At 66.3% G+C, this 23,549-nt stretch carries 30 protein-coding genes and 1 tRNA gene; 15 read left to right on the top strand and 16 right to left on the bottom strand.

Annotated elements, in window-relative coordinates:
• Positions 1–107: 107 nt before the first annotated feature.
• Positions 108–1,337 carry a DUF222 domain-containing protein gene (locus ABIR17_RS06940; protein ID WP_348003647.1) on the bottom strand — a complete coding sequence of 410 codons (1,230 nt, stop codon included), beginning with the start codon at positions 1,335–1,337 and terminating at the stop codon, positions 108–110.
• 87 nt (positions 1,338–1,424) lie between these two features.
• On the opposite strand from ABIR17_RS06940, the gene ABIR17_RS06935 reads away from it, so the two are divergent.
• The 4 genes from ABIR17_RS06935 to ABIR17_RS06920 all read left to right on the top strand — a co-directional run bounded on the left by ABIR17_RS06935 (position 1,425) and on the right by ABIR17_RS06920 (position 3,517).
• A tRNA-Pro gene (locus ABIR17_RS06935) sits at positions 1,425–1,498 on the top strand.
• 59 nt (positions 1,499–1,557) lie between these two features.
• Positions 1,558–2,154, top strand: a complete 597-nt coding sequence (locus ABIR17_RS06930; protein WP_348003646.1) for a hypothetical protein — start codon at positions 1,558–1,560, stop codon at positions 2,152–2,154.
• Between the two features lie 243 nt (positions 2,155–2,397).
• Positions 2,398–2,817 carry a hypothetical protein gene (locus ABIR17_RS06925; RefSeq protein WP_348003645.1) on the top strand — a complete coding sequence of 140 codons (420 nt, stop codon included), beginning with the start codon at positions 2,398–2,400 and terminating at the stop codon, positions 2,815–2,817.
• A 124-nt stretch (positions 2,818–2,941) separates the two neighbouring features.
• Positions 2,942–3,517: a heme-binding protein gene (locus ABIR17_RS06920; protein WP_348003644.1), complete on the top strand. Its 576-nt coding sequence runs from the start codon at positions 2,942–2,944 to the stop codon at positions 3,515–3,517.
• 52 nt (positions 3,518–3,569) lie between these two features.
• Here ABIR17_RS06920 and ABIR17_RS06915 read toward each other — a convergent pair whose 3' ends face one another.
• A complete protein-coding gene (locus ABIR17_RS06915) occupies positions 3,570–3,788 on the bottom strand; it encodes a hypothetical protein (RefSeq protein WP_348003643.1) in 219 nt (72 codons plus the stop codon).
• A gap of 9 nt (positions 3,789–3,797) precedes the next feature.
• Entirely contained in the window at positions 3,798–4,346 is a 549-nt protein-coding gene (locus tag ABIR17_RS06910) for a LysR substrate-binding domain-containing protein (RefSeq protein WP_348003642.1), read from the bottom strand.
• A gap of 38 nt (positions 4,347–4,384) precedes the next feature.
• Between ABIR17_RS06910 and ABIR17_RS06905 the strand changes: the two genes are divergently transcribed.
• Genes ABIR17_RS06905 through mgtA form a run of 3 tightly spaced genes read left to right on the top strand, consistent with a single transcriptional unit; the run spans position 4,385 to position 8,350 of the window.
• A complete protein-coding gene (locus ABIR17_RS06905; protein WP_348003641.1) occupies positions 4,385–4,846 on the top strand; it encodes a DUF5997 family protein in 462 nt (153 codons plus the stop codon).
• Positions 4,847–4,880: 34 nt separating this feature from the next.
• Positions 4,881–5,732, top strand: a complete 852-nt coding sequence (locus tag ABIR17_RS06900; protein WP_348003640.1) for an aldo/keto reductase — start codon at positions 4,881–4,883, stop codon at positions 5,730–5,732.
• A 29-nt stretch (positions 5,733–5,761) separates the two neighbouring features.
• Positions 5,762–8,350, top strand: a complete 2,589-nt coding sequence (gene mgtA, locus ABIR17_RS06895; protein ID WP_348003639.1) for a magnesium-translocating P-type ATPase — start codon at positions 5,762–5,764, stop codon at positions 8,348–8,350.
• Here the strand turns inward: mgtA and ABIR17_RS06890 are convergent.
• Positions 8,322–9,473 carry a hypothetical protein gene (locus ABIR17_RS06890; protein WP_348003638.1) on the bottom strand — a complete coding sequence of 384 codons (1,152 nt, stop codon included), beginning with the start codon at positions 9,471–9,473 and terminating at the stop codon, positions 8,322–8,324. The two genes, mgtA and ABIR17_RS06890, sit on opposite strands and share 29 nt — an antisense overlap.
• Positions 9,474–9,531: 58 nt before the next feature.
• Here ABIR17_RS06890 and ABIR17_RS06885 point away from each other — a divergent pair, with 58 nt between their 5' ends.
• Genes ABIR17_RS06885 through ABIR17_RS06875 form a run of 3 tightly spaced genes read left to right on the top strand, consistent with a single transcriptional unit; the run spans position 9,532 to position 11,775 of the window.
• Positions 9,532–9,918 carry an ACT domain-containing protein gene (locus tag ABIR17_RS06885; RefSeq protein WP_348003637.1) on the top strand — a complete coding sequence of 129 codons (387 nt, stop codon included), beginning with the start codon at positions 9,532–9,534 and terminating at the stop codon, positions 9,916–9,918.
• Positions 9,919–9,944: 26 nt separating this feature from the next.
• A complete protein-coding gene (gene rlmN, locus ABIR17_RS06880; RefSeq protein ID WP_348003636.1) occupies positions 9,945–11,141 on the top strand; it encodes a 23S rRNA (adenine(2503)-C(2))-methyltransferase RlmN in 1,197 nt (398 codons plus the stop codon).
• Between the two features lie 31 nt (positions 11,142–11,172).
• Positions 11,173–11,775 carry a hypothetical protein gene (locus ABIR17_RS06875; protein WP_348003635.1) on the top strand — a complete coding sequence of 201 codons (603 nt, stop codon included), beginning with the start codon at positions 11,173–11,175 and terminating at the stop codon, positions 11,773–11,775.
• Here ABIR17_RS06875 and ABIR17_RS06870 read toward each other — a convergent pair.
• The 5 genes from ABIR17_RS06870 to ABIR17_RS06850 are packed head-to-tail and all read right to left on the bottom strand — an operon-like array spanning position 11,757 to position 15,262.
• Positions 11,757–12,683 (bottom strand): 5'-3' exonuclease, encoded by a 927-nt coding sequence (locus tag ABIR17_RS06870; RefSeq protein WP_348003634.1) that lies wholly within the window; start codon positions 12,681–12,683, stop codon positions 11,757–11,759. The two genes, ABIR17_RS06875 and ABIR17_RS06870, sit on opposite strands and share 19 nt — an antisense overlap.
• Before the next feature lie 50 nt (positions 12,684–12,733).
• On the bottom strand, positions 12,734–13,543 hold the full coding sequence (locus ABIR17_RS06865; protein ID WP_348003633.1) for an ABC transporter permease: 810 nt from the start codon (positions 13,541–13,543) through the stop codon (positions 12,734–12,736).
• A complete protein-coding gene (locus ABIR17_RS06860) occupies positions 13,540–14,520 on the bottom strand; it encodes an ATP-binding cassette domain-containing protein (protein ID WP_348003632.1) in 981 nt (326 codons plus the stop codon). Before ABIR17_RS06860 ends, ABIR17_RS06865 begins: the two co-directional genes overlap by 4 nt.
• Positions 14,517–15,032, bottom strand: coding sequence for a Clp protease N-terminal domain-containing protein (locus ABIR17_RS06855; protein WP_348003631.1), 516 nt, complete (start codon positions 15,030–15,032; stop codon positions 14,517–14,519). Before ABIR17_RS06855 ends, ABIR17_RS06860 begins: the two co-directional genes overlap by 4 nt.
• A complete protein-coding gene (locus ABIR17_RS06850) occupies positions 15,029–15,262 on the bottom strand; it encodes a helix-turn-helix domain-containing protein (protein WP_348003630.1) in 234 nt (77 codons plus the stop codon). The genes ABIR17_RS06855 and ABIR17_RS06850 overlap by 4 nt, the downstream gene beginning before the upstream one ends.
• A 109-nt stretch (positions 15,263–15,371) precedes the next feature.
• On the opposite strand from ABIR17_RS06850, the gene ABIR17_RS06845 reads away from it, so the two are divergent.
• Positions 15,372–15,800, top strand: coding sequence for a VOC family protein (locus tag ABIR17_RS06845; protein ID WP_348003629.1), 429 nt, complete (start codon positions 15,372–15,374; stop codon positions 15,798–15,800).
• A complete protein-coding gene (gene ligD / locus ABIR17_RS06840) occupies positions 15,800–16,828 on the top strand; it encodes a non-homologous end-joining DNA ligase (protein WP_348003672.1) in 1,029 nt (342 codons plus the stop codon). Before ABIR17_RS06845 ends, ligD begins: the two co-directional genes overlap by 1 nt.
• Positions 16,829–16,831: 3 nt before the next feature.
• On the opposite strand, the gene ABIR17_RS06835 is transcribed toward ligD, so the two are convergent.
• Positions 16,832–17,857 (bottom strand): ATP-dependent DNA ligase, encoded by a 1,026-nt coding sequence (locus ABIR17_RS06835; RefSeq protein WP_348003628.1) that lies wholly within the window; start codon positions 17,855–17,857, stop codon positions 16,832–16,834.
• A gap of 45 nt (positions 17,858–17,902) precedes the next feature.
• Here ABIR17_RS06835 and tmk point away from each other — a divergent pair, with 45 nt between their 5' ends.
• The gene (tmk, locus tag ABIR17_RS06830; RefSeq protein WP_348003627.1) at positions 17,903–18,514 is read left to right on the top strand and encodes a dTMP kinase; all 612 of its coding nucleotides are present in this window, start codon (positions 17,903–17,905) and stop codon (positions 18,512–18,514) included.
• Positions 18,511–19,092, top strand: coding sequence for a mismatch-specific DNA-glycosylase (locus tag ABIR17_RS06825; protein WP_348003626.1), 582 nt, complete (start codon positions 18,511–18,513; stop codon positions 19,090–19,092). Before tmk ends, ABIR17_RS06825 begins: the two co-directional genes overlap by 4 nt.
• Here ABIR17_RS06825 and ABIR17_RS06820 read toward each other — a convergent pair.
• From ABIR17_RS06820 to ABIR17_RS06810, 3 genes are read right to left on the bottom strand one after another with little or no spacing between them, the layout of a single operon-like run.
• Positions 19,038–19,283, bottom strand: a complete 246-nt coding sequence (locus ABIR17_RS06820; RefSeq protein WP_348003671.1) for a helix-turn-helix transcriptional regulator — start codon at positions 19,281–19,283, stop codon at positions 19,038–19,040. The two genes, ABIR17_RS06825 and ABIR17_RS06820, sit on opposite strands and share 55 nt — an antisense overlap.
• Positions 19,283–19,783 carry a DUF2975 domain-containing protein gene (locus ABIR17_RS06815; protein WP_348003625.1) on the bottom strand — a complete coding sequence of 167 codons (501 nt, stop codon included), beginning with the start codon at positions 19,781–19,783 and terminating at the stop codon, positions 19,283–19,285. The genes ABIR17_RS06820 and ABIR17_RS06815 overlap by 1 nt, the downstream gene beginning before the upstream one ends.
• A gap of 44 nt (positions 19,784–19,827) precedes the next feature.
• Positions 19,828–21,015: an aminotransferase class I/II-fold pyridoxal phosphate-dependent enzyme gene (locus ABIR17_RS06810; RefSeq protein WP_348003624.1), complete on the bottom strand. Its 1,188-nt coding sequence runs from the start codon at positions 21,013–21,015 to the stop codon at positions 19,828–19,830.
• Between the two features lie 39 nt (positions 21,016–21,054).
• On the opposite strand from ABIR17_RS06810, the gene ABIR17_RS06805 reads away from it, so the two are divergent.
• A complete protein-coding gene (locus tag ABIR17_RS06805; protein WP_348003623.1) occupies positions 21,055–21,591 on the top strand; it encodes a GNAT family N-acetyltransferase in 537 nt (178 codons plus the stop codon).
• 3 nt (positions 21,592–21,594) lie between these two features.
• On the opposite strand, the gene ABIR17_RS06800 is transcribed toward ABIR17_RS06805, so the two are convergent.
• From ABIR17_RS06800 to ABIR17_RS06790, 3 genes are read right to left on the bottom strand one after another with little or no spacing between them, the layout of a single operon-like run.
• Positions 21,595–22,608 (bottom strand): LLM class flavin-dependent oxidoreductase, encoded by a 1,014-nt coding sequence (locus tag ABIR17_RS06800; protein WP_348003622.1) that lies wholly within the window; start codon positions 22,606–22,608, stop codon positions 21,595–21,597.
• 45 nt (positions 22,609–22,653) lie between these two features.
• Positions 22,654–23,193 (bottom strand): SRPBCC domain-containing protein, encoded by a 540-nt coding sequence (locus tag ABIR17_RS06795; RefSeq protein ID WP_348003621.1) that lies wholly within the window; start codon positions 23,191–23,193, stop codon positions 22,654–22,656.
• Positions 23,193–23,516 carry a metalloregulator ArsR/SmtB family transcription factor gene (locus ABIR17_RS06790; RefSeq protein WP_348003620.1) on the bottom strand — a complete coding sequence of 108 codons (324 nt, stop codon included), beginning with the start codon at positions 23,514–23,516 and terminating at the stop codon, positions 23,193–23,195. The genes ABIR17_RS06795 and ABIR17_RS06790 overlap by 1 nt, the downstream gene beginning before the upstream one ends.
• Positions 23,517–23,549: the final 33 nt, after the last annotated feature.

The following is a 23,549-nucleotide window of genomic DNA, read 5'->3' as shown; positions in this document are numbered from 1 at the left end:
TCCGAGGCTATCCACGTCGCACAGGGGTGCTTCCGTCGGATCAGGGTAGGTCAGGTCAGGGCGGGTCGGATCAGGGCGGGTCGGTAGCGACGGCGCGGGCGGGTCGATCAGGGCGGGTCGGTAGCGACGGCGCGGGCGGGTCGGGTGCGATGTCGTCGGCCGGTGGGGGAGAGCCAGTCGATCGTGCCGTCGGGATGCGAGGCTTCGATCCGCCAGCGGGTCTCGTGTTTGAGGGTGTGGTGGCCGCGGCAGAGATGGGCGAGGTTGTCGGCATCCGTCGCCCCGCCGTCGACCCAAGCCCGCGAATGGTCGATGTCGGCGGATGCCGTGCGACGGAAGCAACCGGGGAAGCGGCATCGACCATCGCGGACGGTGAGCCAGAGGCGGAGGTCGTCGCTGACGCGATACCGGGTGCGGCCGAGGGCAATCATGGTGTCGTCGCGCGGGTCAGTCAGCATGCGGCGGAGCACCGGCGCTTCGGCAGCGAGTTCGCGAGCGGTCTGGGCGTCGATCGGGCCGTAACCCTCGAGTTCCGCGGTCGCATGGGATTCGCCGGTGAGTACCGCGAGGGGAACCGTGACGACAACTGTCGGGCGCGCGTCACCGAACCGGCGGAACGCGCGGGTGTCGCGATCGAGGAGCACATCAACGAGGGCGTCGGCTCGCAGTTGCGCCATCGTGCGGTCGTCGCCGAGGCGGAGGAGCCCGCGGGCTAGGTCGTCGAGGCGGCTGTCGATCGCCACTGAGTCGGATGCCGCCAGGTGGGCGACGACCCAGGCCATGCCATCGGATCCCGGCTGCGACGACACATGACGGGAGTCACACGCGCGGTGATGTCTCTCGATCGTGCGGTCGGCATCCCGAGTTTCGCGGAGTCGCTTGACGGTGCGCGCAAATGCTGTCGAGGACTGGTCGGCGGCATCCAGGGCGCGTTGTTCGAGTTCGCCCCGTTCGGTACTCTCCAGCCCCGCCAACTCGTCGACGAGAACGCGTGCCTGGCGCGGGGTGACGCGCCCCTCGGACAGCGCCGCGTGGGTGGCGGGAAGTTCGCGAACCAGCACAACGGCCTCGTCGATGAGGACTTCGGCACTGCGCTCAGAGATGCGGAGGGCGGTTGCGAGTTCCGCGCGGAACTCCCGCTCGGCGAGGGCGTGCGCCATGGTGCCGACCTGAGTCGTGTGCGCGAATTCGACGAGGCCGAGCTTCGCCGCAGTGAGGGATGCGATCATCCGATCCGCCGCGACGATTGCGTCGATCATGCGCGAATCAGCATCCATCCGCGACACCGGCGAGGCGTCGTCGACGCCCCGATCGAGCGTGTCGCGGAAGGTGATCATGAACGCAGTAAAGCGCCAACCACCGACATTCGAGCGCGCTCCGAAACCCGGTAGACTCGCTCTTCGTGCCGTTCGCGGCGCATGCCACGGGCTGTGGCGCAGCTTGGTAGCGCACCTGACTGGGGGTCAGGGGGTCGCAGGTTCAAATCCTGTCAGCCCGACACTGGCCGAGGGACGAAAATCCCCGGAACGATATTTCTTCACAGATCTGGAATTGGCCATGGAATCAACCAAGACCGGCAATCGCGGGCCGCGAATCGCGCTCGGCGCCGCGTTCATCGTGGCCTTCCTGACGCTGGCCGGATGTAGCACGGCCGCCCCGTCCCCGTCCCCGACTCAGACGTCCGCATCCCCGTACACGATCGACGACACAACCGGGGGCTTCGCCTACACGGACGCACTTTCGGGCTACGCCGTCACCTTCCCGCAACAACCCGACGTCGAACCTTTGGCGAATAACGAAACCGATCAGCCCGCGTATTACGCGTCCGCCGAACTGGCGTCGGGCGAGTTTGCTTCGACTGGGCAGATCCTCAACCACACACCTAATCTCCAGGCCCAGGTCATGGGGATGGCGTCGTCGATGAATCCATCTGGACAGGTCAGTGCTAGCAGCTACACGCTCGGCGGCCTCGATGCAGCTCACGCCGAATTTACGGCAGGGAGCAGCTCGTCGATTCCGAGTGATCTCGTCGGCCAGCCATCTGAGATTGTTGTGGCTGGCGACGGCAACCACTTCTACGCGCTCATCGCTCTCGGCGGAACTTCGGACGAGCGCCAGGCATTCTTCGATTCGTTCAAGCGAATCGACGGATAGAAGAGGCAATTCCCCGGCACGCGCTGGCACGCTCCGCCAGGGCCGGGGTAAGGGGGTCGCAGGTCCAAATCCTGTCAGCCCGACAACAGTCAGGGATCACCCCCCCCTGTTGCTGCGCCATGCCAGCGCCCAACGCCCGCGCCGACCGCCCAAAAAGTGCACCCCGTTGTGGGAGTTGACCGCAGCCTCGAGCGGGGTGATTCTGAAATAGCCGCACTCGACTGATGGGATCCGGAGACACCGTTGCCGCACATCGATGTACCCGACGCATTCCTGATCGAGCTTCCCGATGGCTGGGGATCAACCTCCGTCGATGGACGCGAGTACACGCTCAGCTCCGGTGATGAGAGCGGACTACGAATCAACATCGTTGTCTATCAGGCCCGAACAAAGAAGGACGCGCTTCCCGAAGTCATTACGGCGGCCGTTCGGGAGTGGGCGAAGGGCGTGGGAATGCAAAACTCCGAGAGCCTAGCCGTGCTGACCGTGGCGGGAGACACGCCCAAGGCGTTTGCCACCATTCATGGCGATCGACGCGATGTCTTGGTCGGCTTCTTCTATTTCAAGAAATCCTTCGTCATCGCGGCGGGCACCGCGCCGAGCGATGACCATGACGGCTTCAAGCGCGTCGAACGAATGCTGTGGAGCATCGAAGCCGCATAAGCGGTCAGACGAGCGGGTCGCGGGTTCAAATCCTGTCAGACCCGACCAAGGCTTACTCAGCGCGACAACAGTCGCTGCTCCGGCCCGCTCGGCGGCGGACAGCACACCGCAGTACCGTCAAAGAATGACCGAGCAGCAGCCGTTCGACCTGGTGCAGCGCTACGACACCTTCGAACTTCGGCGGTACCCGGCGCACGTGCTGGCAGAGGTAACGGTGGATGCCGCGTTCGATGACGCAGGCAACCGCGCCTTCCGCTACCTGTTCGGCTACATCACCGGCGACAATCGGGCGCGTCAGAGTCTCGCCATGACCGCTCCCGTTGTGCAGTCGGAGGCGCCCCCCGAGTCCGTCAAGTTGGCGATGACGGCTCCCGTCGTGCAGCAGACAAGCGATTCGATGGACGGCTATCGAGTCGCCTTCGTTCTTCCGGCTGACGTCACGCTGGATCAGGCACCGGTGCCGACCAACCCGGCGGTTCACATCCGCGAGATCCCCGCGGCGCTGGTGGCCGCTATCCGGTTCAGCGGCCGCTGGAGTGAGGCGCGGTTCCGGCGCCATCTAGACATCCTGAGACGGGATCTCACCGCAGCCGGTCTGGTTTCGATCGGCGAGCCGCGGTTCGCTCGATTCGATCCGCCGTTCCTTCCCTCGTTCCTGCGACACAACGAGGTTGTCCTCGATATCGCCGAGAAAGTTTGACGCCGCGCCGTCAACGCCCACAGCCACTTGTGCCACGGATTGCGGCCAGTGCTTACTTCTCTGATCGGTCCTTCTTGCGCCCACGAACGCCGAAAACCACCAGGACGGCGCCAACCACGGCGACGACCACCCCGATCTGGAGCCACATCTGACTGCCGGTCATGAAACTGCCGGGGATCAGGTTGAGCCCTTGGCCGATCCACACCGCACCGACGAGCAGTGCGATCACGCCGACGACAATCAGGGCGATGCGCCCGACACGGTTGTTCATGAGCCCAACCTAACCGCGGGAACTGTTCGCCGTCCGGCCACGCACGATTCCGACAAACACTTCGCAGAGTGGATGCGCCCCATCTTTCGGCCACACGAGTGAGATCGCGGTTTCGGGGGCATCGCGCAAGGGTCGGGCGACGACGTCTTTGCGCGAGAGCATCCGCGCGACCGATTGGGGCATGACGGCGACGCCGATATTTGCCGCGACCAGATCGACCGCATCCTCACCGCTCCCGCTCAGCAGGTCGATGGGCAACACGTTCTCGTCGGCGAGGTCAGCCAAGTCAACGCCGTCGAGCGCCGCCACAAGTGAGCCCTTCGGCGCCACAACGACCGGTTGCTCGCGGTAGAGCTCAATCGCGTTCAGGTCATCGGTCGCCGGGGTGTCGCGCAGGATCGCCATGTGCGCACGGCCGTCGTGAATTGCCGCGAAAGCCGCCGACTGGGGGAGAGGCACCAGCTCGAGGCGACCAATCGGCCGACGCTCCCGCCAGACCCGCTCCCATTTGCCGGGGGTCACTCCGGGCACAAAGGCGACGAAGAGTGGATCGGGCATGGCCCCAGGCTAATCGCGAGCCACGTACGCTCGGGAGCATGACCGACGCCCCGCGCGAAGACCGCCGCCAACAGCCGAAGCCGCCGAAGCAGCAACTGCTCAAGCCCGAGACTGCCGCGCAGAAGCTCGGCGTCTACTTTCCAGCGACACCGGCCGAGTTTCAGTCCACGCCCATCTCACGGGATGCCGTCGAGGCTCTGCAAGCGGACCCGCCGGAGTGGCTCGCGACCCTGCGTAAGGAGGGACCGCATCCGCGTGCCGAGGTTTCGCACCGGCTCGGCATCACGAACTCGGCACTGGCCCGGGCGGGGGTGAGCGACTCGATGACGACGACCGAGATTCGCAACCTCTTGGCCGACCGGCCGCCGTGGCTCGTCGCCGAGCGCGAGAAGCACCTGCCTGGCAGCGGAATCATTGCCGGAACCGCGATCGGTGAACGCCCCGCGGTGAGCAATCGTCGCGCCCAACCCGCAGACATCGACGACGACGACGACGAATAGGAATTTCAGAACCGCCTCGCTGGTTCCCTTCACCATGACCGCCCAGCCCGCCCCCGCATCCGGAACCTTCTCGATCGGCGGCGATCTGCCGGTCAACCGCCTCGGCTACGGTGTGATGCAGTTGCCCGGTAAGGGCGTCTGGGGTCCACCGCGCGACCACGACGAGGCGATCCGGGTTCTGCGCCGAACTGTCGAACTCGGCATCACGCTGATCGACACCGCTGACTCGTACGGTCCGTTCATCGCCGACCACCTGATCCGGGAGGCGCTGTACCCGTATGCGGACGACCTGGTGATCGCGACCAAGGTCGGCTTTACGCGGCAGGGTCCCGGCCGCTGGGTTGCCGTTGGTCGTCCCGAGTACCTGCGCCAGCAGGTGGAGCTCAACCTCCGCCACCTCGGACTTGAGCGCATCGACCTGCTGCAGTTGCACCGCATCGACCCGCACGTGCCACTCGAGGATCAGCTCGGCGAACTCGGTGACCTCCAGAAGGAGGGGAAGATCCGACACCTCGGACTCTCGGAGGTGTCGGTCGACGAGATTCGAAAGTCGCAGAAGATCGTGGATGTGGTGTCGGTGCAGAACCGGTACAACCTCGCCGACCGCGACTCGGAGGATGTCCTTGACTATGCCGAGGCGAACGGGATCGCCTTTATTCCGTGGTTCCCGCTGGCGACCGGGAAGCTGGCTCAGCACGATGGGCCACTTCGGGATGCCGCGAAACGCCATGACGCGAGCCCCTCGCAGCTCGCTCTCGCCTGGCTGCTGCGGCGCTCGCCGGTGATGCTGCCCATTCCCGGCACGTCGAGTGTCGAACACCTCGACGACAACACGGCGGCCGCACTCATCGACCTGACAGATGACGAGTTCGCGGCGCTCACCTAGACCGGCGGTGCCTGACAAGCTAGCCCGTGATGACTCAACAGCGCGCGGCAGCCGGCTTGGTCGCAAGCGGTCACATCCCCGACGCCTTCTGGAGCGTCCCCGCGGCAGATCTGCTGAGTGCGCTGCACTCCCGCACTGACGGACTGACCGCGGATGAAGCCGCCGCCACGCTGACGCAGGTGGGTCCGAACACTCTGAATGAACGCGACGACGTGTCGATCGCGCGGTTGCTCGCGCGGCAGTTTCTCAGTCCGATCGAGTTGATCCTGATTGGCGCCACGATTCTGTCGGGTGTGCTCGGCGACTGGACCGATGCGGTGATCATCCTCGTCATCCTGCTCGTGTCAGGTTTGCTCGGATTCGTTCAAGAGCGCGGTGCCGGTCGGGCCATGAAAGCGCTGCTCGCGGTCGTTGAAGTGACGGTCACGGTGCTTCGGGGCGGTCGGCGAGTGGCCGTACCGCTCGGTTCGATCGTGCCGGGTGACGTGGCGGTTGTCGCGGCGGGCGACATCGTGCCGGGGGACTGTGCCGTGCTCGAGGCGAACGGGTTGACCGTCGACGAGTCGGCGCTCACCGGCGAGACGTTCCCGGTCGACAAGCAGCCGAGCGTCGTGCCGGCGGCAACCGTGCTGACCGGACGCACCGGCGCCGTGTTCCTAGGCACTCACGTGTCGAGCGGCACCGGCACCCTTCTCGTCGTCCGCACCGGGCGAAGCACGCAGATCGCGGCGATCGCGGCGCGGCTGTCGGCGCGGCCCCCGCAGACCGGCTTCGAGAAGGGGATGACATCCTTCGGCCTGTTGCTGGGTCGCCTGATGGTCGTGCTGGTCGTGGCGATTTTCATCATCAACCTCGTGCTGCAACGCCCACTCATCGACTCGGCGCTGTTCTCGCTCGCGCTCGCCGTGGGACTCACCCCGCAACTGCTGCCCGCGATCGTCAGCATCAGCCTCGCTCAGGGCGCTCGGATGATGGCGCGCAAGCGGGTGATCGTACGACGCCTCGACGCGATCGAAGACTTCGGTTCGATGACCGTGCTGTGTTCCGACAAAACCGGCACGATGACGGCGGGCGAGATCCACCTCGACACCGCGATGAGGCTCGACGGCACGGCCGACGCCGAGGTAGCCGAACTTGCCAGCCTCAACGCAGCACTACAGACCGGATGGCGCAACCCGATCGACCAGGCGATCGTCGAGGGGCTGGCGGCCCCATCCGACGCCGTCGCCGTCGGCGAGCTGCCCTACGACTTCTTGCGTAAGCGCATGAGCGTGCTGGTGCGCCGCCATCCCGGCGAGAAGCCGGTGCTCATCACGAAGGGCGCCCTCGACCCGGTAATCGCGGTGTGTACCCATGCCGCGACTGCAGCAGGCCTGGTTCCCATCGCCCGTGCGCGGGTCGGCATCCAGAAACGGTTCGCCGATTTGAGCTCACAGGGATTTCGGGTGCTCGGCGTCGCGACACGAACCTTCGCGGGTGATCGGCCAGTTGGGATCGGCGACGAGTCGAAGATGACCCTGGTCGGGCTGCTCTGTTTTGCTGACCCGGCGAAACCCGACGCCGCAGCCACGCTCGCCGAACTCGCCGCGAGCGGAGTCTCGGTTCGCATGGTGACCGGCGACAACCGGCTGGTCGCAGCGCATATCGCCGAACAGGTCGGGCTCGACACGACGACCGTCTTCAGTGGCCCCGACATCGATGCGATCGGGGATGCCGCGCTCGCCATCGCGGTCAAGAACGTTTACGTATTCAGCGAACTCGATCCGGTGCAAAAAGAACGTGTCGTGCGAGCGTTCCGCGCCGGGGGTGCGGTCGTCGGCTACCTAGGTGACGGGATCAACGACGCGCCGCCGCTCCACGCTGCCGACATCGGGATCAGCGTGGACACGGCCGTACCGGTCGCCAAACAGTCGGCCGCGATCGTGCTGCTCGATAAAGACCTGAGGGTCATCCTCGACGGGGTGCGACAGGGCCGCCGGACCTTTGCGAACACGATGAAGTACATCTACATGACCACGAGCGCGAACTTCGGCAACATGCTGAGCATGGCGCTTGCGGCCCTGCTGCTGCCTTTCCTGCCTTTGCTCGCCGGGCAGATCCTGTTGATCAACCTGCTCACCGACCTGCCGGCGACGACCATCGCGACTGACTCCGTTGACGACGCGCAGGTGCGATCCCCTCAGCGCTGGAATGTTCGCCTGATCCGCAACTACCTCTTGGCATTCGGCACACTCAGCTCGGTGTTTGACCTGGTGACCTTCGCCATCCTGCACTTCGGCTTCCACGCAGCAGCGCCCGAATTTCGCAGCGCCTGGTTCGTCGCCTCGATCCTCACCGAGGTCGGAGTGCTGTTCGCACTGCGCACGCGTGGACCGTTCTACCGAAGCGCTCCCGGGCGTTGGGTCGTGCTCTCGAGCATCGCGGTCGCACTCGTGGCGGTCGCCATCCCGTACTCGCCGCTCGCGCCGGTGCTCTCGCTCGTGCCGATCCCGCTCGAACTGCTCGGCCTGGTGTTTCTCGTCACGCTCGGCTACATCGCCGCCACGGAGCTGCTCAAGCGCGTGTTCTGGCATCGGTCGAACGCCAGAGTCACCCCGCTGGCAGCGCGAATAGGGTGACCGCGAGCATCGCGAGAGCGAGGATGCCGAAGCCAACCCTGTGGGGCCACCGGCGTGAAGTGCGCAGCGCGATCACGCACTGAAGGGCGTAGTAGGCGGCGAAGGCACGCGAGGCGATCGCGACGATCGTCAGGGTGGGGATCGTGGCGGCAATCGCAATCGCGGCCAGACCGGTGATCAGATACGGGCGTCGCCCGTGGAACCAGGCGTTGAGCCCGTTGAGGTTTCCGTCGGCCGCCTCGGTATCAGCGATAGCGGCGCTGAACTGGCTGAGCACGGCCGAGATCACCAGGGGGAGTGCGAGCCACGGCGCGACGCGGGCGGTGATGTCGAGGAGGGTGGTGTCGGCTCCTGCGGCGGTACCCAAACCCATGAGCGGTGTCGCGACCGCGACGAAACCGATGTAAATGAACGAAGCGATCGCCTGCGCGAGACGGGAAGCGCGGACACGGGTGGCGACGTCAAAGTCGGCGCCGAGGTAGCGCACCGTCTCGAATCCTTGGACGGTGATGACGATTCCACCCAGCACCATGAAGATCTGCCCGATCGGGAGTGCGGGGATGGGTGGCACGGTCACCGCACCGGTGGCGAAACCGCCGACGTCGCTCGCAATCAGCACCGAGCCGAGCACCGCGGTCAGCACCAGCACAACGGAGAGCGCGATGCGGTCGAGGCGATCGAGGCCGCGAAAGCCGCGGAGCATCCCGATCAGGATGATCACGGCGATCGACACGCACGCGACGAGCGCCTCGACTGCTGGTGAGCCACCCGAAATGAAGAACGCGACCAGGTACTCGGCCATGATCCGCACATACAAGGCGACCGAGATCACGTAGGCGATGACGATGACGGCGTCTGCAAGACGGCCGAGGCGGGCGGTCGCGAGGTCGAGTGTCTTCGCCGCCTGGCGCGCCTCGACGACGATCAGGTTGTGTCGGATGACGGTGCCCAGCATCCACGCAACCGCGCAGATGGCGATGGCCCCGAACACTGCCAGGGCGCCGAGCGTGCGCTCCAGAACGGGAACGATGATCAGCAAGCCCGAGCCGAGGATGGACGCCAGCGGTGTCACCGCGGCCGCGACGACGGTGCGTCGCCGGACGTGATTTTGCGGGATGTCCACGTCGCCATTGGATCAGCCCCGGTGCCATCCACCTAACCGGCGTCGTAGAGTCCGATGTGTGAGTGGTATCTCCGACCTCGATGAACTCCTGCATTCGATGCGGCCGGAGGCGCGACCCGGCGAGTACGTCGTCGTGACTGTCGCGGGTGACCTCGACATCCCCTTCGAAGCGCTGATCCGCGAGGAGGAGGGCACCACGCTCGTGCTAAAGCGGGACGACGCGGATGCGGCCGGCATCCCGTACGACTTCGTCGCGGCCTGGATCACGCTGACTGTGCACTCCGATCTCGCGGCGGTTGGGCTGACCGCCGCGATTTCGACAGCTCTCGCGAACGAGGGGATCAGTTGCAACGTGCTCGCGGGTTTCCACCACGATCACCTGCTGGTTCCGGCCGAGCGTCTCGACGACGCTCTCGCTGCGCTCGCGACGCTCAGCGAACTCTGACGTCGCCCGCCCCGTACCCTGGAGTCATGACTCGTCAGGTGCGGCCCGCGACCGAAGGTTGGGCGCAGAAGCTCGACACCGACGGTCGCCCGCTGCTGCAGTTCGCGTCGCCGAAGCGTGGCAAGCCGCCCGAGCACCTCGCCGACTGGACCCCCGCGCAGCGCGCCGAAAAGCTCACCGAGCTCGGGATGCCGGCCTTCCGCGCCAAGCAGATCGCCACCCACTACTTCACCCACTCCACTAGCGACCCCGCGCTGATGACCGACCTCCCCGCGGCCGGACGCGACGAGTTGGTCGCCGGCCTGCTGCCACCCCTGATGACCGAGTTGCGTCGCCTCGAGACCGACAAGGGCGACACGATCAAGTTCCTCTGGAAACTGAACGACGGCGCCCTCGTCGAATCGGTTCTCATGCGGTACCCCGGTCGCATCACGCTGTGCGTCTCGTCGCAAGCAGGATGCGGCATGAACTGTCCGTTCTGCGCGACCGGTCAGGCCGGGCTCACCCGCAACCTGTCCGCTGCCGAGATTGTCGAACAGGTCGTGCGCGCGAACCGCGTGATCGCCGACGGGCAACTCGGGGGTAAGAAGAAGACCGATCACAGCCAAGAGCGCGTCAGCAACATCGTGTTCATGGGCATGGGGGAGCCGCTGGCCAACTACGCCCGAGTGATGACGGCGGTGCGCACGATGGTCGCGCCGGCACCCGACGGCCTCGGGATGAGCGCCCGCGGCATCACGGTTTCGACCGTCGGACTCGTGCCCGCCATCCTGAAGCTCTCGAAAGAGAACATCCCGGTCACGTTCGCCCTGTCGCTGCACGCGCCGGATGACGTGCTGCGTGACGAACTCATCCCGGTCAACTCGCGCTGGAAGGTCGACGAGGCTCTCGATGCCGCGCGCGCCTACTTCGACGCGACGGGGCGACGGGTGTCGATCGAGTACGCGTTGATCAAAGACATGAACGACCATGGCTGGCGCGCCGACCTGCTCGGTGAAAAACTCAACGCCCGCGGTCGCGGCTGGGTGCACGTCAACCCGATTCCGCTCAACCCGACTCCGGGTTCGATCTGGACGGCGAGTGAGCCGGAAGTGCAGTGGGAATTCGTGCGTCGGCTGGAGGCCGCCGGCATCCCGACCACGCTTCGCGACACCCGAGGCAAGGAAATCGACGGGGCCTGCGGGCAGCTCGCAGCGGCCGACGAAGAGGTGCCGGCGACCTAGTCCCGCCTGAGGGCTCCTCTAGACTCGGGCCATGCCAGAACCAACTGACGACACCACGCCCGCCAACACGACCCCGTCGATGACGCCATCGCCGGGCCTCACGCCGCCGCCCGCCGTGACGCCTGTTGCGCCGGCCGCCGCGCTTCCGCCCGAGAATCTGCCGCGCGGACTCTTGCTCGCCCTGCTCGCGATCCCCGCTGGCGTGCTGGTCTACATGATCATCTGGAACCTCGGCTACATCGCCTCCATCGCCGGCTTCATCGTGGCGTTCGCCGCCTACTTCTTGTACCGCTTCGGTTCCGGCGGGCGCGTGTCGATCAAGGGTGGGCTCGTCATCGCCGCGATCACGCTCGTGACTCTGATCATCGCGTTCGTCCTGGGCGAGGTCTGGGACTACGTCGCCGCGGTGTCTGCTCAGACCGGTCTGTCGGTTCAAGACATCCTGTCGACGCCTGGACTGGGCGGTTACGTGATCTCCGACCTGACATCGCCGCAGTACCTGCCGACCCTCCTCGGTAACGCCGGGCTCACCTTCCTGTTCGGTGTCCTCGGGTGTGCCGGGGTGTTGTTCAACATCTTCCGTCAGGCGAAGACCACCCAGGCGATGCCGCCGGTTCAGCCCCCCGCGGCCTGACCGAGAGCTTCGACCACCCGATCCATCGACGACCCGAGTCCGAGTCGCGCGGCGAGAACCGCCGCGCGCTCGGCATCGGGTCGTTTGATCGTGGAATCCACCGCGGGTAGGTCAAGAGTTCGCACCACCTCGACGACGGTCGGCGCGACGGCCAAATAGTCGGATGCCGCGAGCAGCTTTGCCCGCACGCTGGGCGAGAGCGCGGTGGCGGGGTCGGCCGTGGCGGCAATGATCCCGTTCAGGTCGCCGAACTCGCGCAGCAGCCCCGCCGCTGTTTTCTCGCCAACGCCAGCGACTCCGGGAAGGCCGTCGGAAGCGTCGCCGCGCATCGTGGCGAAATCCGCGTACTGGCGCGGCGTGATCCCGTACTTGGTTTCGACCGCCGCGTCGTCCAAGATCTCGAGGTTCGCCATCCCGCGGCCCGTGTAGATCACCCGCACGCTGCGCGAGTCGTCGACGAGCTGGAAGAGGTCGCGGTCGCCGGTGACGACATCCACCGGTAGATCAGCCGTCGACGCCAAGGTTCCGATGACGTCGTCGGCTTCGTGCTCGGCTGCTCCGACGATCGAGATGCCGAGCAATCCGAGTGCCTCGGCGATGAGCGGCACCTGCACGCTCAGCGGGTCGGGAACGACCTCGACATCCGGCCCGACCTCGATTTCCGCGGCGACTCGGTGGGACTTGTACGACGGGATGAGATCCACCCGCCACTGCGGACGCCAGTCGTCGTCCCAGCAGGCGATGAGGTGGGTGGGCTGAAACTGCCCGACCAGACGCGCGATGATGTCGAGCGTGCCGCGCACCGCGTTGACGATCGTGCCGTCGGGTGCCGTCACGGTATCCGGCACTCCGTAGAACGCGCGGAAGTAGATTCCCGCCGTGTCGAGCAGCATCAGGCGGTCAGTCATGCCCGCCATGCTGTCATACGGTTCGCGTGCCTGAGACGGTCGGCCGTGGATCAGGTGCGGCGCATGTAGGCCCGAACCGTCAGCGGCGCGAAGATCAGCACGACGGTGAGCGCGCCGAGCAGAGCCCAGACCACTTCGATTCCGGCGCTGCCGGTGTTCGACAGATCGCGGGCCGCGGTCACGAGGTACGAAACCGGATTGACGTTGACAAAAGCCTGGAGCCACGCCGGCATGCTGTCGACCGGCACGAAGATGTTCGACAGGAACGTCAGTGGGAAGAGCACCAGGAACGAGATGCCTTGGACGCTCGCCGCGGTGCGCGCGATGGTTCCGAAGAACGCGAAGATCCACGACAGCGACCACGCCACAGCGATCACGAGAAGTGCGGTGAGGAGAACGCCGACGAATCCACCCGCCGGGCGGTAGCCGATGAGCATCCCCACGATGAAGGTGATCGTGGTGGCGATCGCGTAGCGGATGACATCCGCCAGCAGTGCTCCAGCGAGTGGCGCGATGCGGGCGATCGGCAGACTGCGGAAACGGTCGAAGACGCCCTTGCCCATGTCTTCGCGCAACTGCACGCCGGTGACGACGGAGGTCGTGATCACCGTCTGCACCAGGATGCCGGGAATGAAGTAGGGCAGGTAGCTGCTCACGTCGCCCGAAATCGCGCCGCCGAAGATGAAGGTGAACATCACGGTGAAAATGATCGGTTGCAGGGTCACGTCAAACAGTTGCTCGGGCGTGCGCTTGATCTTGAGCAGGCCCCGGTAGGCCATCACGAGTGATTGCCGGATGGTCTCGACAAGCGACACATGGTTTTTGAGTTCGCGCGTCGGCGCGAGGACGGCGGTGGTCATGCTGCGACCTCTTTCTGCTCTTCGGTGATCTCGTCGGTCTCGACTCCGTGGCCGGTCAGGGCCAGGAACACCTCGTCGAGGGAGGGTTTGCTCACGCTGAATTCGGTGAGATGGATGTCGGCCCCGCGCAGGTCGATCAGGAAGTCGGCCACACGGTCGGCGTCTGCGAGCGGCGCGGTCAGTCGCGCACCCGAAACAACCGGAGTCCATCCCAACACTCGGGAAAGCGCGGCTGCGGCCCGGTCGAGGTCGGCCACGTCCTTCAGCGTGACGTGCAGCGACGAGCTGCCCACGGATGCCTTCAACTCATCGGCGGTCCCTTCGGCGACAACCTTGCCGAGGTCGATCACGGCGATGCGATCGGCGAGCTGGTCGGCTTCGTCGAGGTACTGGGTCGTCAGCACGACAGTGCTGCCTTCTGCGACCAGTCGGCGCACCGTGTCCCACATCTGCAGACGGGTGCGGGGGTCGAGGCCGGTGGTCGGCTCGTCGAGGAAGATCAGAGGGGGAGAGGCGAGCAGGCTCGCGGCAAGGTCGAGGCGTCGTCGCATGCCGCCGGAGAAGTTTTTGAGCGGTTTGCGTGCGGCCTCGGTGAGGCCGAACTCCTCGAGCAGCTCGCCCGACTTCTTGCGCGCGGCGCTTCCGCTGTAGCCGAGGAGGCGCGCGAAGACCACCAGGTTTTCGGTCGCCGAAAGGGTTTCATCTACCGACGCGTACTGTCCGGTCACCCCAATCAGCTGCCGCACGATCTGCGGTTCTTTGACGACGTCGTGCCCGAAGATGCGGGCTGACCCGCCGTCGAGTTTCAGGAGTGTGGCAAGCATCCGGATCACCGTCGTCTTGCCGGCGCCGTTCGGGCCGAGCACGCCGTAGACGGTGCCGGCGGTGACCTGGAGGTCGATGCCGTCGACGGCGCGCTGGTCGCCGAAGGTTTTCACGAGTCCGGTCGCCTCGACGGCGAGTGTGGAGGTGGTCATCGGCGCTTTCCTTTCACGACCTCGGCCGTTGCCCGACCGAGGAGTTGGTGGCGGTCGAGCCCGGCGATCTCAAACATGCGGGCAACGGTTCCGAGGTCGGGCATCAGAATCCCGACGACGAGGTTGAGGGTGGTGGGTTGGATGGCGTGGCCGCCGACCCGGAAGCCGCGGTCGAACGCTTCACGCGAGGTGCGGGCGATCTTGGGCCGGGTGCGGCGGGGCGTCGCAACCAGGTCGATCGCAGAGAACGTGCCGACGCCAGCGGCGCCGAGGCTTCTCGCGCGTTCGGCGTCGAGCATCTGCTCGAGCTTCTCGGCCGTCAGTCCGGCTTCGACCAGGAACTGGCCGCCGCTACTGCGTGTGTCGGCGGCCATGGCGATCAGCAGATGCTCGGGTTCAAGCGCACCGGCCGAGCGACGCGCAGCGAGGTCGTTTGCCGCGTCGACCAGGGCACGGAGGTCGCGTCCTTGGGTCTGACGGTCTTGGAGGGATCGCCCCTGGTGGTTGCTCATGAACGTCTCCGCATCTCGATCCCGGCATCGGCGAGCCGAGCCAGGTGCTTTTTGTGAACCGCTTGACGGGTGACGCCGAGAGCCTGCGCGACTTGCGGCCACGACCATCCCTCGCGGAGGGCGAGCTCCACCTGGGCGTCTTCGAGCCGGTCGGCAAGTTCTCTCAGCGCCACGACGGCGGCGAGGCCGTCGGCGGGACCGCCGAGCGGCGGTGGTGCGATGGGAGTCATATGAGCAACATAAGTTGACTAATCTGAATTGTCAACTCGAGTTGCTTGCGTGTCGCGACAATGGCCACTGACACTGGTCGTGTCGGTGGCCGCCGACGATAATCGGCGTATGACCGCGATCCTGAATCCCTACCTGAACTTCCGTGGCACGGCTCGAGAGGCGATGACCTTCTACGAATCGGTCTTCGGGGGAGAGCTCACGATGAGCACGTTCACCGAGCTCGGCGCCGAAGTCGCGGATGCCGACAAAGACCTGATCATGCACGCGCAGCTCGAGGCGCCCGGTGGAATCAACCTGATGGGCGCCGACATCCCGAGCCACATGGACTCCGACGCGCGCGCCAAGTTCTCCAACTTCTCGGTGTCGTTGAGCGGCGACTCCGGCGACCAACTGCGCGGCTACTGGGAGAAACTCGCGGTCGGCGCCACGATCACCGAGCCGCTGACGCTGGCCCCGTGGGGCGACAGCTTCGGGATGCTCGACGACAGATTCGGCGTTTCGTGGCTCGTGAACATCAGCGGGACCCCGGCAGCTTGATGGCGGCCGACGCGGTCATCCTGGAGGTTCCCGGTCCTTCCGGTGTTCGGGAGGTGCGGGTCTCCAGCCCTGACCGCGTGCTCTTTCCGCAGGTCGGCATCACGAAACTCGATCTCGCGAAGTACGCGATCGCCGTTGCGGATGCCTTTCTCGCGGCAAACGGCGATCGACCGGTCGCGCTGGAGCGGTACTCGGAGGGCGTCGACGGGGAGAGCTTCTTCTCCAAGAACCCGCCGAAGGGCGCTCCCGACTATCTGCGTTCGGTGCCGGTGACATTCCCCAGTGCCCGGTCGCATCCACTGCTCGTGCTTGACGAGGCGGCCGGAATTGTGTGGGCCGTTCAGATGAACACGATCGTCTTCCATCCGTGGCCGTCGCGGTCGGGGAACACCGACAACCCCGACCAGTTGCGCATTGACCTCGATCCGCAACCAGGAACCGACTTCGGGGATGCGGTGCCCGCCGCGTTCGAGATGCGCAACGTGCTGCGCGAAGCGGGCTTGGAAGGCTGGATCAAGACCTCGGGTAACCGCGGCATCCACCTCTATGCCCCGATCGAGCCAACCCACGAGTTTCTCGATGTGCGACACGCGGTGATCGCCGCGGCGCGCGAACTCGAACGACGGATGCCCGACAAGGTGACGACGTCGTGGTGGAAGGAGGAGCGCGGCGAGAAGATCTTCGTCGACTTCAACCAAGCCAACCGCGACCGCACGATCGCCGGCGCCTATAGCCCGCGAGCTCTGGGCCACGCTCCGGTGTCTACCCCGATCACGTGGGACGAACTCGGATCGATCGAACCCAAGCAGTTCACGGTGCTGACCGTGCCCGCGCGACTGGATACCGTCGGCGACCCGTGGGCGACCTTCGCCGCCGCGCCCGGGAAGATCGACGTGCTGCTCGACTGGTGGCAGCGCGATCTTGCGGCCGGACTTACCGAGCTTCCGTTCCCACCCGACTACCCGAAGATGCCGGGGGAGCCGCCTCGCGTACAACCCTCACGCGCCAAGAAGCCGCCCTTCGAGTGACGGTTACTGCAGCACGTCCGCCAGGTCGTAGGTGACGGGTACTTCAAGCTGGTCGTAGGTACACGAGGTCGGGTCGCGGTCGGGGCGCCAGCGCTCGAACTGAACCGTGTGCCGAAAGCGTTGACCCTCCATTTGGTCGTACCGCACCTCGAGCACTCGCTCGGGTCGGAGCCGCACGAAAGAGACGTCCTTCGACGACGAGAATCTGCTGCGTGCGGTCTCGGCCGTAGCCGCGGCGCCCTCGTCGGTGCGCTCGACCAGAGGAGCCAACTCGCCGATCAGTTCGAGGCGGCGTGCGTCGCTGAAGGCCGACACTCCGCCGATCGGCCCGAGCTGCCCCTGCGGTCCGTAGAGTCCGACAAGCAGCGACCCGACCCCCTGCCCGCTCTTGTGGATGCGGTAGCCGACCGCCACGACATCCGCAGTTCGGTGGTGCTTGATCTTGAACATCGTGCGTTTGCCCGGCTGGTACACGGCGTCCAGCGGTTTCGCGACGACGCCGTCGAGGCCTGCGCCTTCGAACTCGTCGAGCCAGCGGCGGGCGAGCGCGACATCCCGAGTTGTTCGCGTGAGGTGGATCGGCGCGGGAAGGTCGCCGAGTAGGTTTTCGAGTTCTGCCCTGCGGATTTCGAAGGGTTCGCCGGTCAGATCCCGATCGCCACGCGCGATCAGGTCGAACGCGATGAACGATGCCGGGGTCTCCGCGGCGAGCCTCTCAACCCGACTCGCGGCCGGATGGATGCGCTGGGTCAGCGACTCCCAGTCGAGGCGATCGTGGCCCGTGCGATCGGTGCGCACGACGATCTCGCCGTCGAGCACACACGGCTCCGGCAGCAGGCGGGTGAACGCGTCGACGAGTTCAGGAAAGTACCGAGTGAGGGGCTTCGCACCACGACTGCCCAGCTCGACGCCGTCCGGCCCGAACGACACGATGCAGCGAAAGCCGTCCCATTTCGGCTCATACAGCAGGTTCCCTTCCGGAACCGCGTCGACGGCCTTGGCGAGCATCGGGGCGACGAGATCGGGCATGTTCCGATTCTCGCGCCGATCCTGGCCGCCGGTACCATGAAAGGCGTGAGCGGTCGGGGCAAATTCATCGTGCTCGAAGGCCTCGACGGCGCGGGCACCACGACGCAGGGCGCCCTTCTCGCTACCCGACTCATCGAGCACGGCTATGTCGTCGAACTCACCAAGGAGCCCACCGACGGCTCGATCGGCCGCATCGCCCGAGCCTTTACCGACGGTGCGCTGCACCTTGAGCCCGCGACTGTCGCACTCATCTTCGCGGCTGACCGCATCGAGCACACGGTCGAGATCACGGCGCTTCTGGATGCCGGCACTTGGGTGGTGAGCGATCGTTACGTCGCGTCATCCCTCGCTTACCAAACCTCGCAGGGTCTGCCGTTTGAGTGGGTGCGCACCCTGAACTCACGCGCGATGGAACCCGATGCGACGATCTTCGTCGACACCTCCGTCGCGGTGTGCGTCGAACGACTGACCGCACGGGGCGAGTTCAACGTCGGCCCCTTCGACAAGGCATCGGCGCTTGATAAGGCCCGCGAGTTATATGTGCAGGCCTTTGCCAGCGAGGTGCCGGTCGGCCGCCTGATCGAGGTCGACGGCGACTCGTCGCGTGAGGCTGTGGCTGACGCGATCTGGGACGCACTCGCGCCGCTCCGGGGATGAGTTTCACCCGAGCCCAGCTGGCGACCTTCCACGGAGGGACGCTGCCTGATCTGGTGCCGGACAACCTGCGGCTGCTGATCGTGGGCATCAACCCGGGACTTCTGACGATTGCCACCCAGATACACTTCGGGCGCCCGGGCAACCGGTTCTACCCGGCGCTCGTCGCTGCCGGCATCATCCCGCGCATGCCGCAGGTCACTGACGGCGTCTACGCTGACGCGCCGGCTCTGCTGACCGAGGCCGGGATCGGCGTCACGAGTATCGTCGCGGCGGCCTCCGCTCGTGCGGATGAACTCACGAACGAGCAACTCCGCGAAGGCGGTGCGCTCCTCGTCGAGAAGGTGCGCCGGTTGCAGCCCGCTGTCGTCGCGATCGTCGGCATCACGGCATATCGGATCGCCTTCGCCCTCCCGAAGGCGGCGACCGGACGTCAGCCAGACGGGATCGCGGGTTCCCAACTGTGGGTCGTTCCGAACCCGAGCGGGCTCAACGCCCACGACACCGTCGCGAGCCTCGCGGCCGCCTACTCCGAGCCGGCGCGCGCGGCCGGACTGCCGCTCGAGGCCGCTGGTTCGTAGCTGAGCAGTTCGCCCGGCTGACATTCGAGCACCCGGCACATCGCGTCGAGCGTCGTGAACCGCACGGCCTTCGCCCGACCGTTCTTCAGCACGGCCACGTTGGCTGGCGTGATGCCGATGGCTTCGGCGAAGTCGCCGACGCTCAAGCCGCGTTCGACGAGAAGCCTGTCGATATGGAGACGGATCACGATCAGACGACCTCGTCCAATTCAGAGCGCAGCAGGATCGCGCGGCGCAACAGGGACCGCAGAACGAGGAGAACGAGAGCGAGCGCGAGCAGCGCCAACCCGAACAGGACGAGAATGAGCACCAGTCCAGGCGGCCCGGTCTGGAGCCTCACGATCACGAGCCCGCCGGTCATCAGGCCGCCGAGCGCCACCGCGATGCAGAGTACGTCGAGCCAGCGTACGGAACGCGACTCGAGGATGCGGTTCCAGCGCACGAGCGAAACCAGCACGGTGGTTGCGACGATCCCTAGCTGCACGCAGAGGCCAAATCCGATCATCAACGCGTACAGCGCAGTCGGGAACTCGGCGTCGCGGGGGGATGCGTCGGGGTAGTTCAAGGGGATCTGAACGAGCGCGTACTGTGCGTAGGCGACGCACACGAACAGAACCGCCAGCGCTGCGTACGCCGCGACGACGATTGGAAACCAGGGGCGAGGAACTGCGATGTTGCTTCGAGGGCTCATCCATTGATTATCGACAGAAATCTATCGAAAAGCAATAGATCGGCTTAGCGCGCTCCCGCTAGTCGTCGAGCAGCCTCGCTGAGCACGTCGGGCTTCTTGCAGAACGCGAACCGCACGAGCCCGGCGTAGCTGGTGGCGTCAGAGGCAAACGCTGACACCGGGATGCCGACCACCCCGGCAGTGGTCGCGAGTTGGCGGCAGAAGGCTGCAGCATCCACCGCTCCGAGCGGGCGGGCGTCGGCAACCACAAAGTACGAACCGCCCGGGATCGAGACCTCCATCCCGGCCGAACGAAGGCCCGCGACGAGGAGGTCACGCTTCCCGGCGAGGGTGTGCGCGATGTCGCTGAAGTACGCGTCGGGCAGGTCGAGACCGACCGCAATCGCCGGCTGGAACGGTGCGCCGTTCACGTAGGTCAGATATTGCTTGACCGTCATGATCGCCGGGACCAGGGCTGCGGGTGCGGTGAGCCAGCCGATCTTCCAGCCGGTCGCCGAGAAGGTCTTTCCGCCCGACGAGATCGAGATGGTGCGCTCGCGCGCGCCAGGCAGGGTGGCGAGCGGGACGTGCGGGGTGCCGAAGCGCAGGTGTTCGTACACCTCATCCGTGACCAGCAGCGCGTCGTGGCGAATCGCCAACTCGACGAGCAGTTCGCGCATCTCGGCCGAGAGCACCGCGCCAGTGGGGTTGTGCGGATCGTTGACGAGGATGATCCGGGTGCGGTCGTTCACGGCAGCGCGGACGCGCTCGGGGTCGGCGGCGAATGCCGGCCAATCCAGGGGCACGGTTACCAGTCGCGCACCGGCGAGCGCCACGATCGCAGCGTAGGAGTCGTAATACGGCTCGAACACGACGACCTCGTCGCCAGGACCAGCCAGCGCCAGGATCGTCGCTGCGAGCGCCTCGGTGGCGCCCGCAGTGACGAGCACCTCGGACTCCGGGTCGACCGTGAGTCCGTAGAAGCGCTGCTGATGTCGCGCGATCGCCTCGCGCAGCACCGACATCCCGCGGCCGGGCGGGTACTGGTTGACGCCTGCCGCGATCGCGTCGCGAGCCGCCTCGAGCACTTCGGCGGGACCGTCTTCGTCGGGAAAGCCCTGCCCGAGGTTGATGGCGCCCGTGGCGACGGCGAGGGCGCTCATCTCGGCGAAGACCGAGGCGGCGATCCCACCATCGGCACGCAGTAGTCCGGCGCCGGCCGCGGTGCGCTGCCACGGGCCGTCGAGGTTCACGGCTCGACGCTAGCGGAGGGGCGGCGGTACGGTCGCTCCATGGCGTCGCGACCTGACCCGGAGTTCGCGCTCGAGACCGATCGGCTGCTGCTCAGGCTGTGGCGAGTTTCCGATGCGGCCCTCCAGCGCGAACTGTGGACCGAGCGCGACCCTCGGGTCCCCCCGCACCGCCGAATCGACGCCCACGGCCACCCCACGCTCCACGATCTCGAGGAACGCGTGCGCGCAGGGGTTCAACCCCGGCTGCTTGCTGTCGAGGTGAAGGCTTCGGGGGAGGTCATCGGTTACTGTGGATTGATCGACAGCGACTACGGAGCCGAAGGTGCACAACCGGGAGAGCCCGAGCTGGCGTTCGAGTTCCTTCGTCGCACCTGGAACCAGGGCTACGCCACCGAGGCCGCCCAGTCGGTCATCTCGTGGGCACGGGCGTTGGGCTATCGACGGCTGTGGGCCGGCGTACGCGACTGGAATCTCGCCTCACGACGCGTTCTCGCGAAACTCGGGTTCGTCGAGACCGACCGGGTGGATCGGGATGCCCTCCACGGTGACTCGCTGCTCACCACGAGATTGCTCTGACCTCTAACCGAGGTGTGGGGAGATGTCCTTCACGATCGATTCGAGGATGCGCGCGTTGAAGTCGACGCCGAGTTGGTTCGGCACCGTGACCAGCACCGTGTCGGCCGCCTGAACCGCGGCATCCTGAGCCAGCTCCGCCGCGATGACGTCGGGGGCTCCGATGTACGACCGACCGAAACGCGCCAGCCCGCCGTCGAGGTGCCCGACCTGGTCCTGGCTGTCGGCCTGTGCCCGCAGCCCGAAGTAGTGCTCGGTCTCGTCGTCGATGATCGGCAGGATGCTGCGGCTCACCGAAACGCGGGGCTCGTGGTCGTGCCCGGCTTTCGCCCAGGCCTCCCGGAACAACTGGATCTGCTCCGCCTGAAGATCGGCCAGCGAGGCTCCGGTCTCTTCCGTGAGGAGGGTCGAACTCATCAAGTTCATTCCCTGCTCGCCTGCCCAGACGGCGGTCGCGCGCGTACCTGCACCCCACCAAATGCGGTCGGGAAGACCGGGGGAGCGGGGCTGGATGGCGAGGGGCTGCGACATGCCGGTCATCTTCGGGTTCGACATCGCGAGCGGTGCGCCAGCGATCGCGGCCCGGAACACCTCGGTGTGGCGGCGCGCCAGGTCGGCATCCGTCTCGCCCTCCGCGGGTGCGTAGCCGAATGACTCGTAGCCGTTGAGAGCCGTCTCGGGTGACCCGCGGCTGATGCCGAGTTGCAGGCGTCCGCCGCTGAGCAGGTCGGCGGCCGCGGCATCCTCGGCCATGTAGAGCGGATTCTCGTACCGCATGTCGATCACCGCTGTGCCGATCTCGATCGTCGAGGTTCGTGCACCGATCGCGGCGAGCAGCGGAAACGGCGACGCGAGTTGCCGGGCGAAGTGGTGCACGCGCACGTAGGCACCGCGCACGCCGACCTCTTCGGCAGCGACCGCGAGTTCGAGAGTCTGTTGCAGCGCGTCGGCCGCGGTCTCGACCTTCGACCCGTTACCCGGAGCCCAGTGGCCGAACGACAGGAAGCCAATGCTCTTCACACCGGATGCAGCGCGCAGAAGGCCCCGCGCATTCCCACAGGTGGGCTATGTCCCCGAACCGGTCGGCGGCTGAGGGTTTTCGTCAGCGCCGCTCTCGTCTCGCATGACTTCGTAGACGGGGATCAACTCGCGCCACCGCGGCTCCCACTCCGGAGGTGTCCGGCCGGCGATGACCTGTACCAGGTCCTGGACGTGGACCTCCCACCCGGCGCCGTGGAAGTGAAGTGCGGCCGCGGCGAGGCCGCGCTCCTCGATCGTGAGTCGAGTGCGGTCACCCTCGGGTTCGAGCCACGCCTCCATCTCGGTCGGGTCGTCGTCGTCGGGGGTCGAGCTCACCCGCAGGCGTCGAGGGGCGTCGCAGAGCTCGACGCGCAGCGTGCCCTCCCATCCGCTGCGGAATTTCGCGCGCAGCTCGCTGCCGACGCGAAGGTCGCCCTCAACGTCGCCGATCCACCGCGACAGCCTCTCGGGTCGCGTGAGGGCGGCCCACAGGTCGTCGGGATCGGTGTCGACGAGCTCGACCATGCGAACCGTGCCGTGGTCGCCCTCGTAGTGGAGGGTTCCGATCCGTTCTGTGTCGTTCATCATGAGTCCTTCCTGGCGCGCTTGCCGCGCGCGATCTCGGTGTGGAGTGCGTCGAGGCGATGTGCCCAGAGCGCGCGGTAGTCAGCGAGCCAGTCGTCGAGTTCAACGAGCGGTTCGGGCCGCAGTGAGTAGACACGCTTCTGGGCGTCTTTGCGCGCGTCGACGAGGCCGGCTTCTCGGAGCACCCGCAGGTGCCGGGAGACTCCGGGACGCGCGATGGCGAGGCCTGCGGCGAGTTCGTTGACGGTCGCGTCGCCGTCGCGCAGCACCGTGAGGATGGTGCGACGGCTCTCGTCGGAGATCGCGTGCAGAACGGCATCCATGGTCTGAATGTACCCGTATTGGTACGTACCCGT

Source organism: Pseudolysinimonas sp. (assembly GCF_039912695.1).
Taxonomy (GTDB): domain Bacteria; phylum Actinomycetota; class Actinomycetes; order Actinomycetales; family Microbacteriaceae; genus Pseudolysinimonas_A.
This window is presented reverse-complemented; position numbering and strand designations above follow the sequence as displayed.

Coding starts and splice junctions, on each gene's coding strand:
- ABIR17_RS06940 (WP_348003647.1), bottom strand. CDS start 1,337: ATGATCACCTTCCGCGACACGCTCGATCGGGGCGTCGACGACGCCTCG.
- ABIR17_RS06930 (WP_348003646.1), top strand. CDS start 1,558: ATGGAATCAACCAAGACCGGCAATCGCGGGCCGCGAATCGCGCTCGGC.
- ABIR17_RS06920 (WP_348003644.1), top strand. CDS start 2,942: ATGACCGAGCAGCAGCCGTTCGACCTGGTGCAGCGCTACGACACCTTC.
- ABIR17_RS06915 (WP_348003643.1), bottom strand. CDS start 3,788: ATGAACAACCGTGTCGGGCGCATCGCCCTGATTGTCGTCGGCGTGATC.
- ABIR17_RS06910 (WP_348003642.1), bottom strand. CDS start 4,346: ATGCCCGATCCACTCTTCGTCGCCTTTGTGCCCGGAGTGACCCCCGGC.
- ABIR17_RS06905 (WP_348003641.1), top strand. CDS start 4,385: ATGACCGACGCCCCGCGCGAAGACCGCCGCCAACAGCCGAAGCCGCCG.
- ABIR17_RS06900 (WP_348003640.1), top strand. CDS start 4,881: ATGACCGCCCAGCCCGCCCCCGCATCCGGAACCTTCTCGATCGGCGGC.
- mgtA (WP_348003639.1), top strand. CDS start 5,762: ATGACTCAACAGCGCGCGGCAGCCGGCTTGGTCGCAAGCGGTCACATC.
- rlmN (WP_348003636.1), top strand. CDS start 9,945: ATGACTCGTCAGGTGCGGCCCGCGACCGAAGGTTGGGCGCAGAAGCTC.
- ABIR17_RS06875 (WP_348003635.1), top strand. CDS start 11,173: ATGCCAGAACCAACTGACGACACCACGCCCGCCAACACGACCCCGTCG.
- ABIR17_RS06870 (WP_348003634.1), bottom strand. CDS start 12,683: ATGACTGACCGCCTGATGCTGCTCGACACGGCGGGAATCTACTTCCGC.
- ABIR17_RS06865 (WP_348003633.1), bottom strand. CDS start 13,543: ATGACCACCGCCGTCCTCGCGCCGACGCGCGAACTCAAAAACCATGTG.
- ABIR17_RS06860 (WP_348003632.1), bottom strand. CDS start 14,520: ATGACCACCTCCACACTCGCCGTCGAGGCGACCGGACTCGTGAAAACC.
- ABIR17_RS06855 (WP_348003631.1), bottom strand. CDS start 15,032: ATGAGCAACCACCAGGGGCGATCCCTCCAAGACCGTCAGACCCAAGGA.
- ABIR17_RS06850 (WP_348003630.1), bottom strand. CDS start 15,262: ATGACTCCCATCGCACCACCGCCGCTCGGCGGTCCCGCCGACGGCCTC.
- ABIR17_RS06845 (WP_348003629.1), top strand. CDS start 15,372: ATGACCGCGATCCTGAATCCCTACCTGAACTTCCGTGGCACGGCTCGA.
- ligD (WP_348003672.1), top strand. CDS start 15,800: ATGGCGGCCGACGCGGTCATCCTGGAGGTTCCCGGTCCTTCCGGTGTT.
- ABIR17_RS06835 (WP_348003628.1), bottom strand. CDS start 17,857: ATGCCCGATCTCGTCGCCCCGATGCTCGCCAAGGCCGTCGACGCGGTT.
- ABIR17_RS06825 (WP_348003626.1), top strand. CDS start 18,511: ATGAGTTTCACCCGAGCCCAGCTGGCGACCTTCCACGGAGGGACGCTG.
- ABIR17_RS06815 (WP_348003625.1), bottom strand. CDS start 19,783: ATGAGCCCTCGAAGCAACATCGCAGTTCCTCGCCCCTGGTTTCCAATC.
- ABIR17_RS06805 (WP_348003623.1), top strand. CDS start 21,055: ATGGCGTCGCGACCTGACCCGGAGTTCGCGCTCGAGACCGATCGGCTG.
- ABIR17_RS06795 (WP_348003621.1), bottom strand. CDS start 23,193: ATGAACGACACAGAACGGATCGGAACCCTCCACTACGAGGGCGACCAC.
- ABIR17_RS06790 (WP_348003620.1), bottom strand. CDS start 23,516: ATGGATGCCGTTCTGCACGCGATCTCCGACGAGAGCCGTCGCACCATC.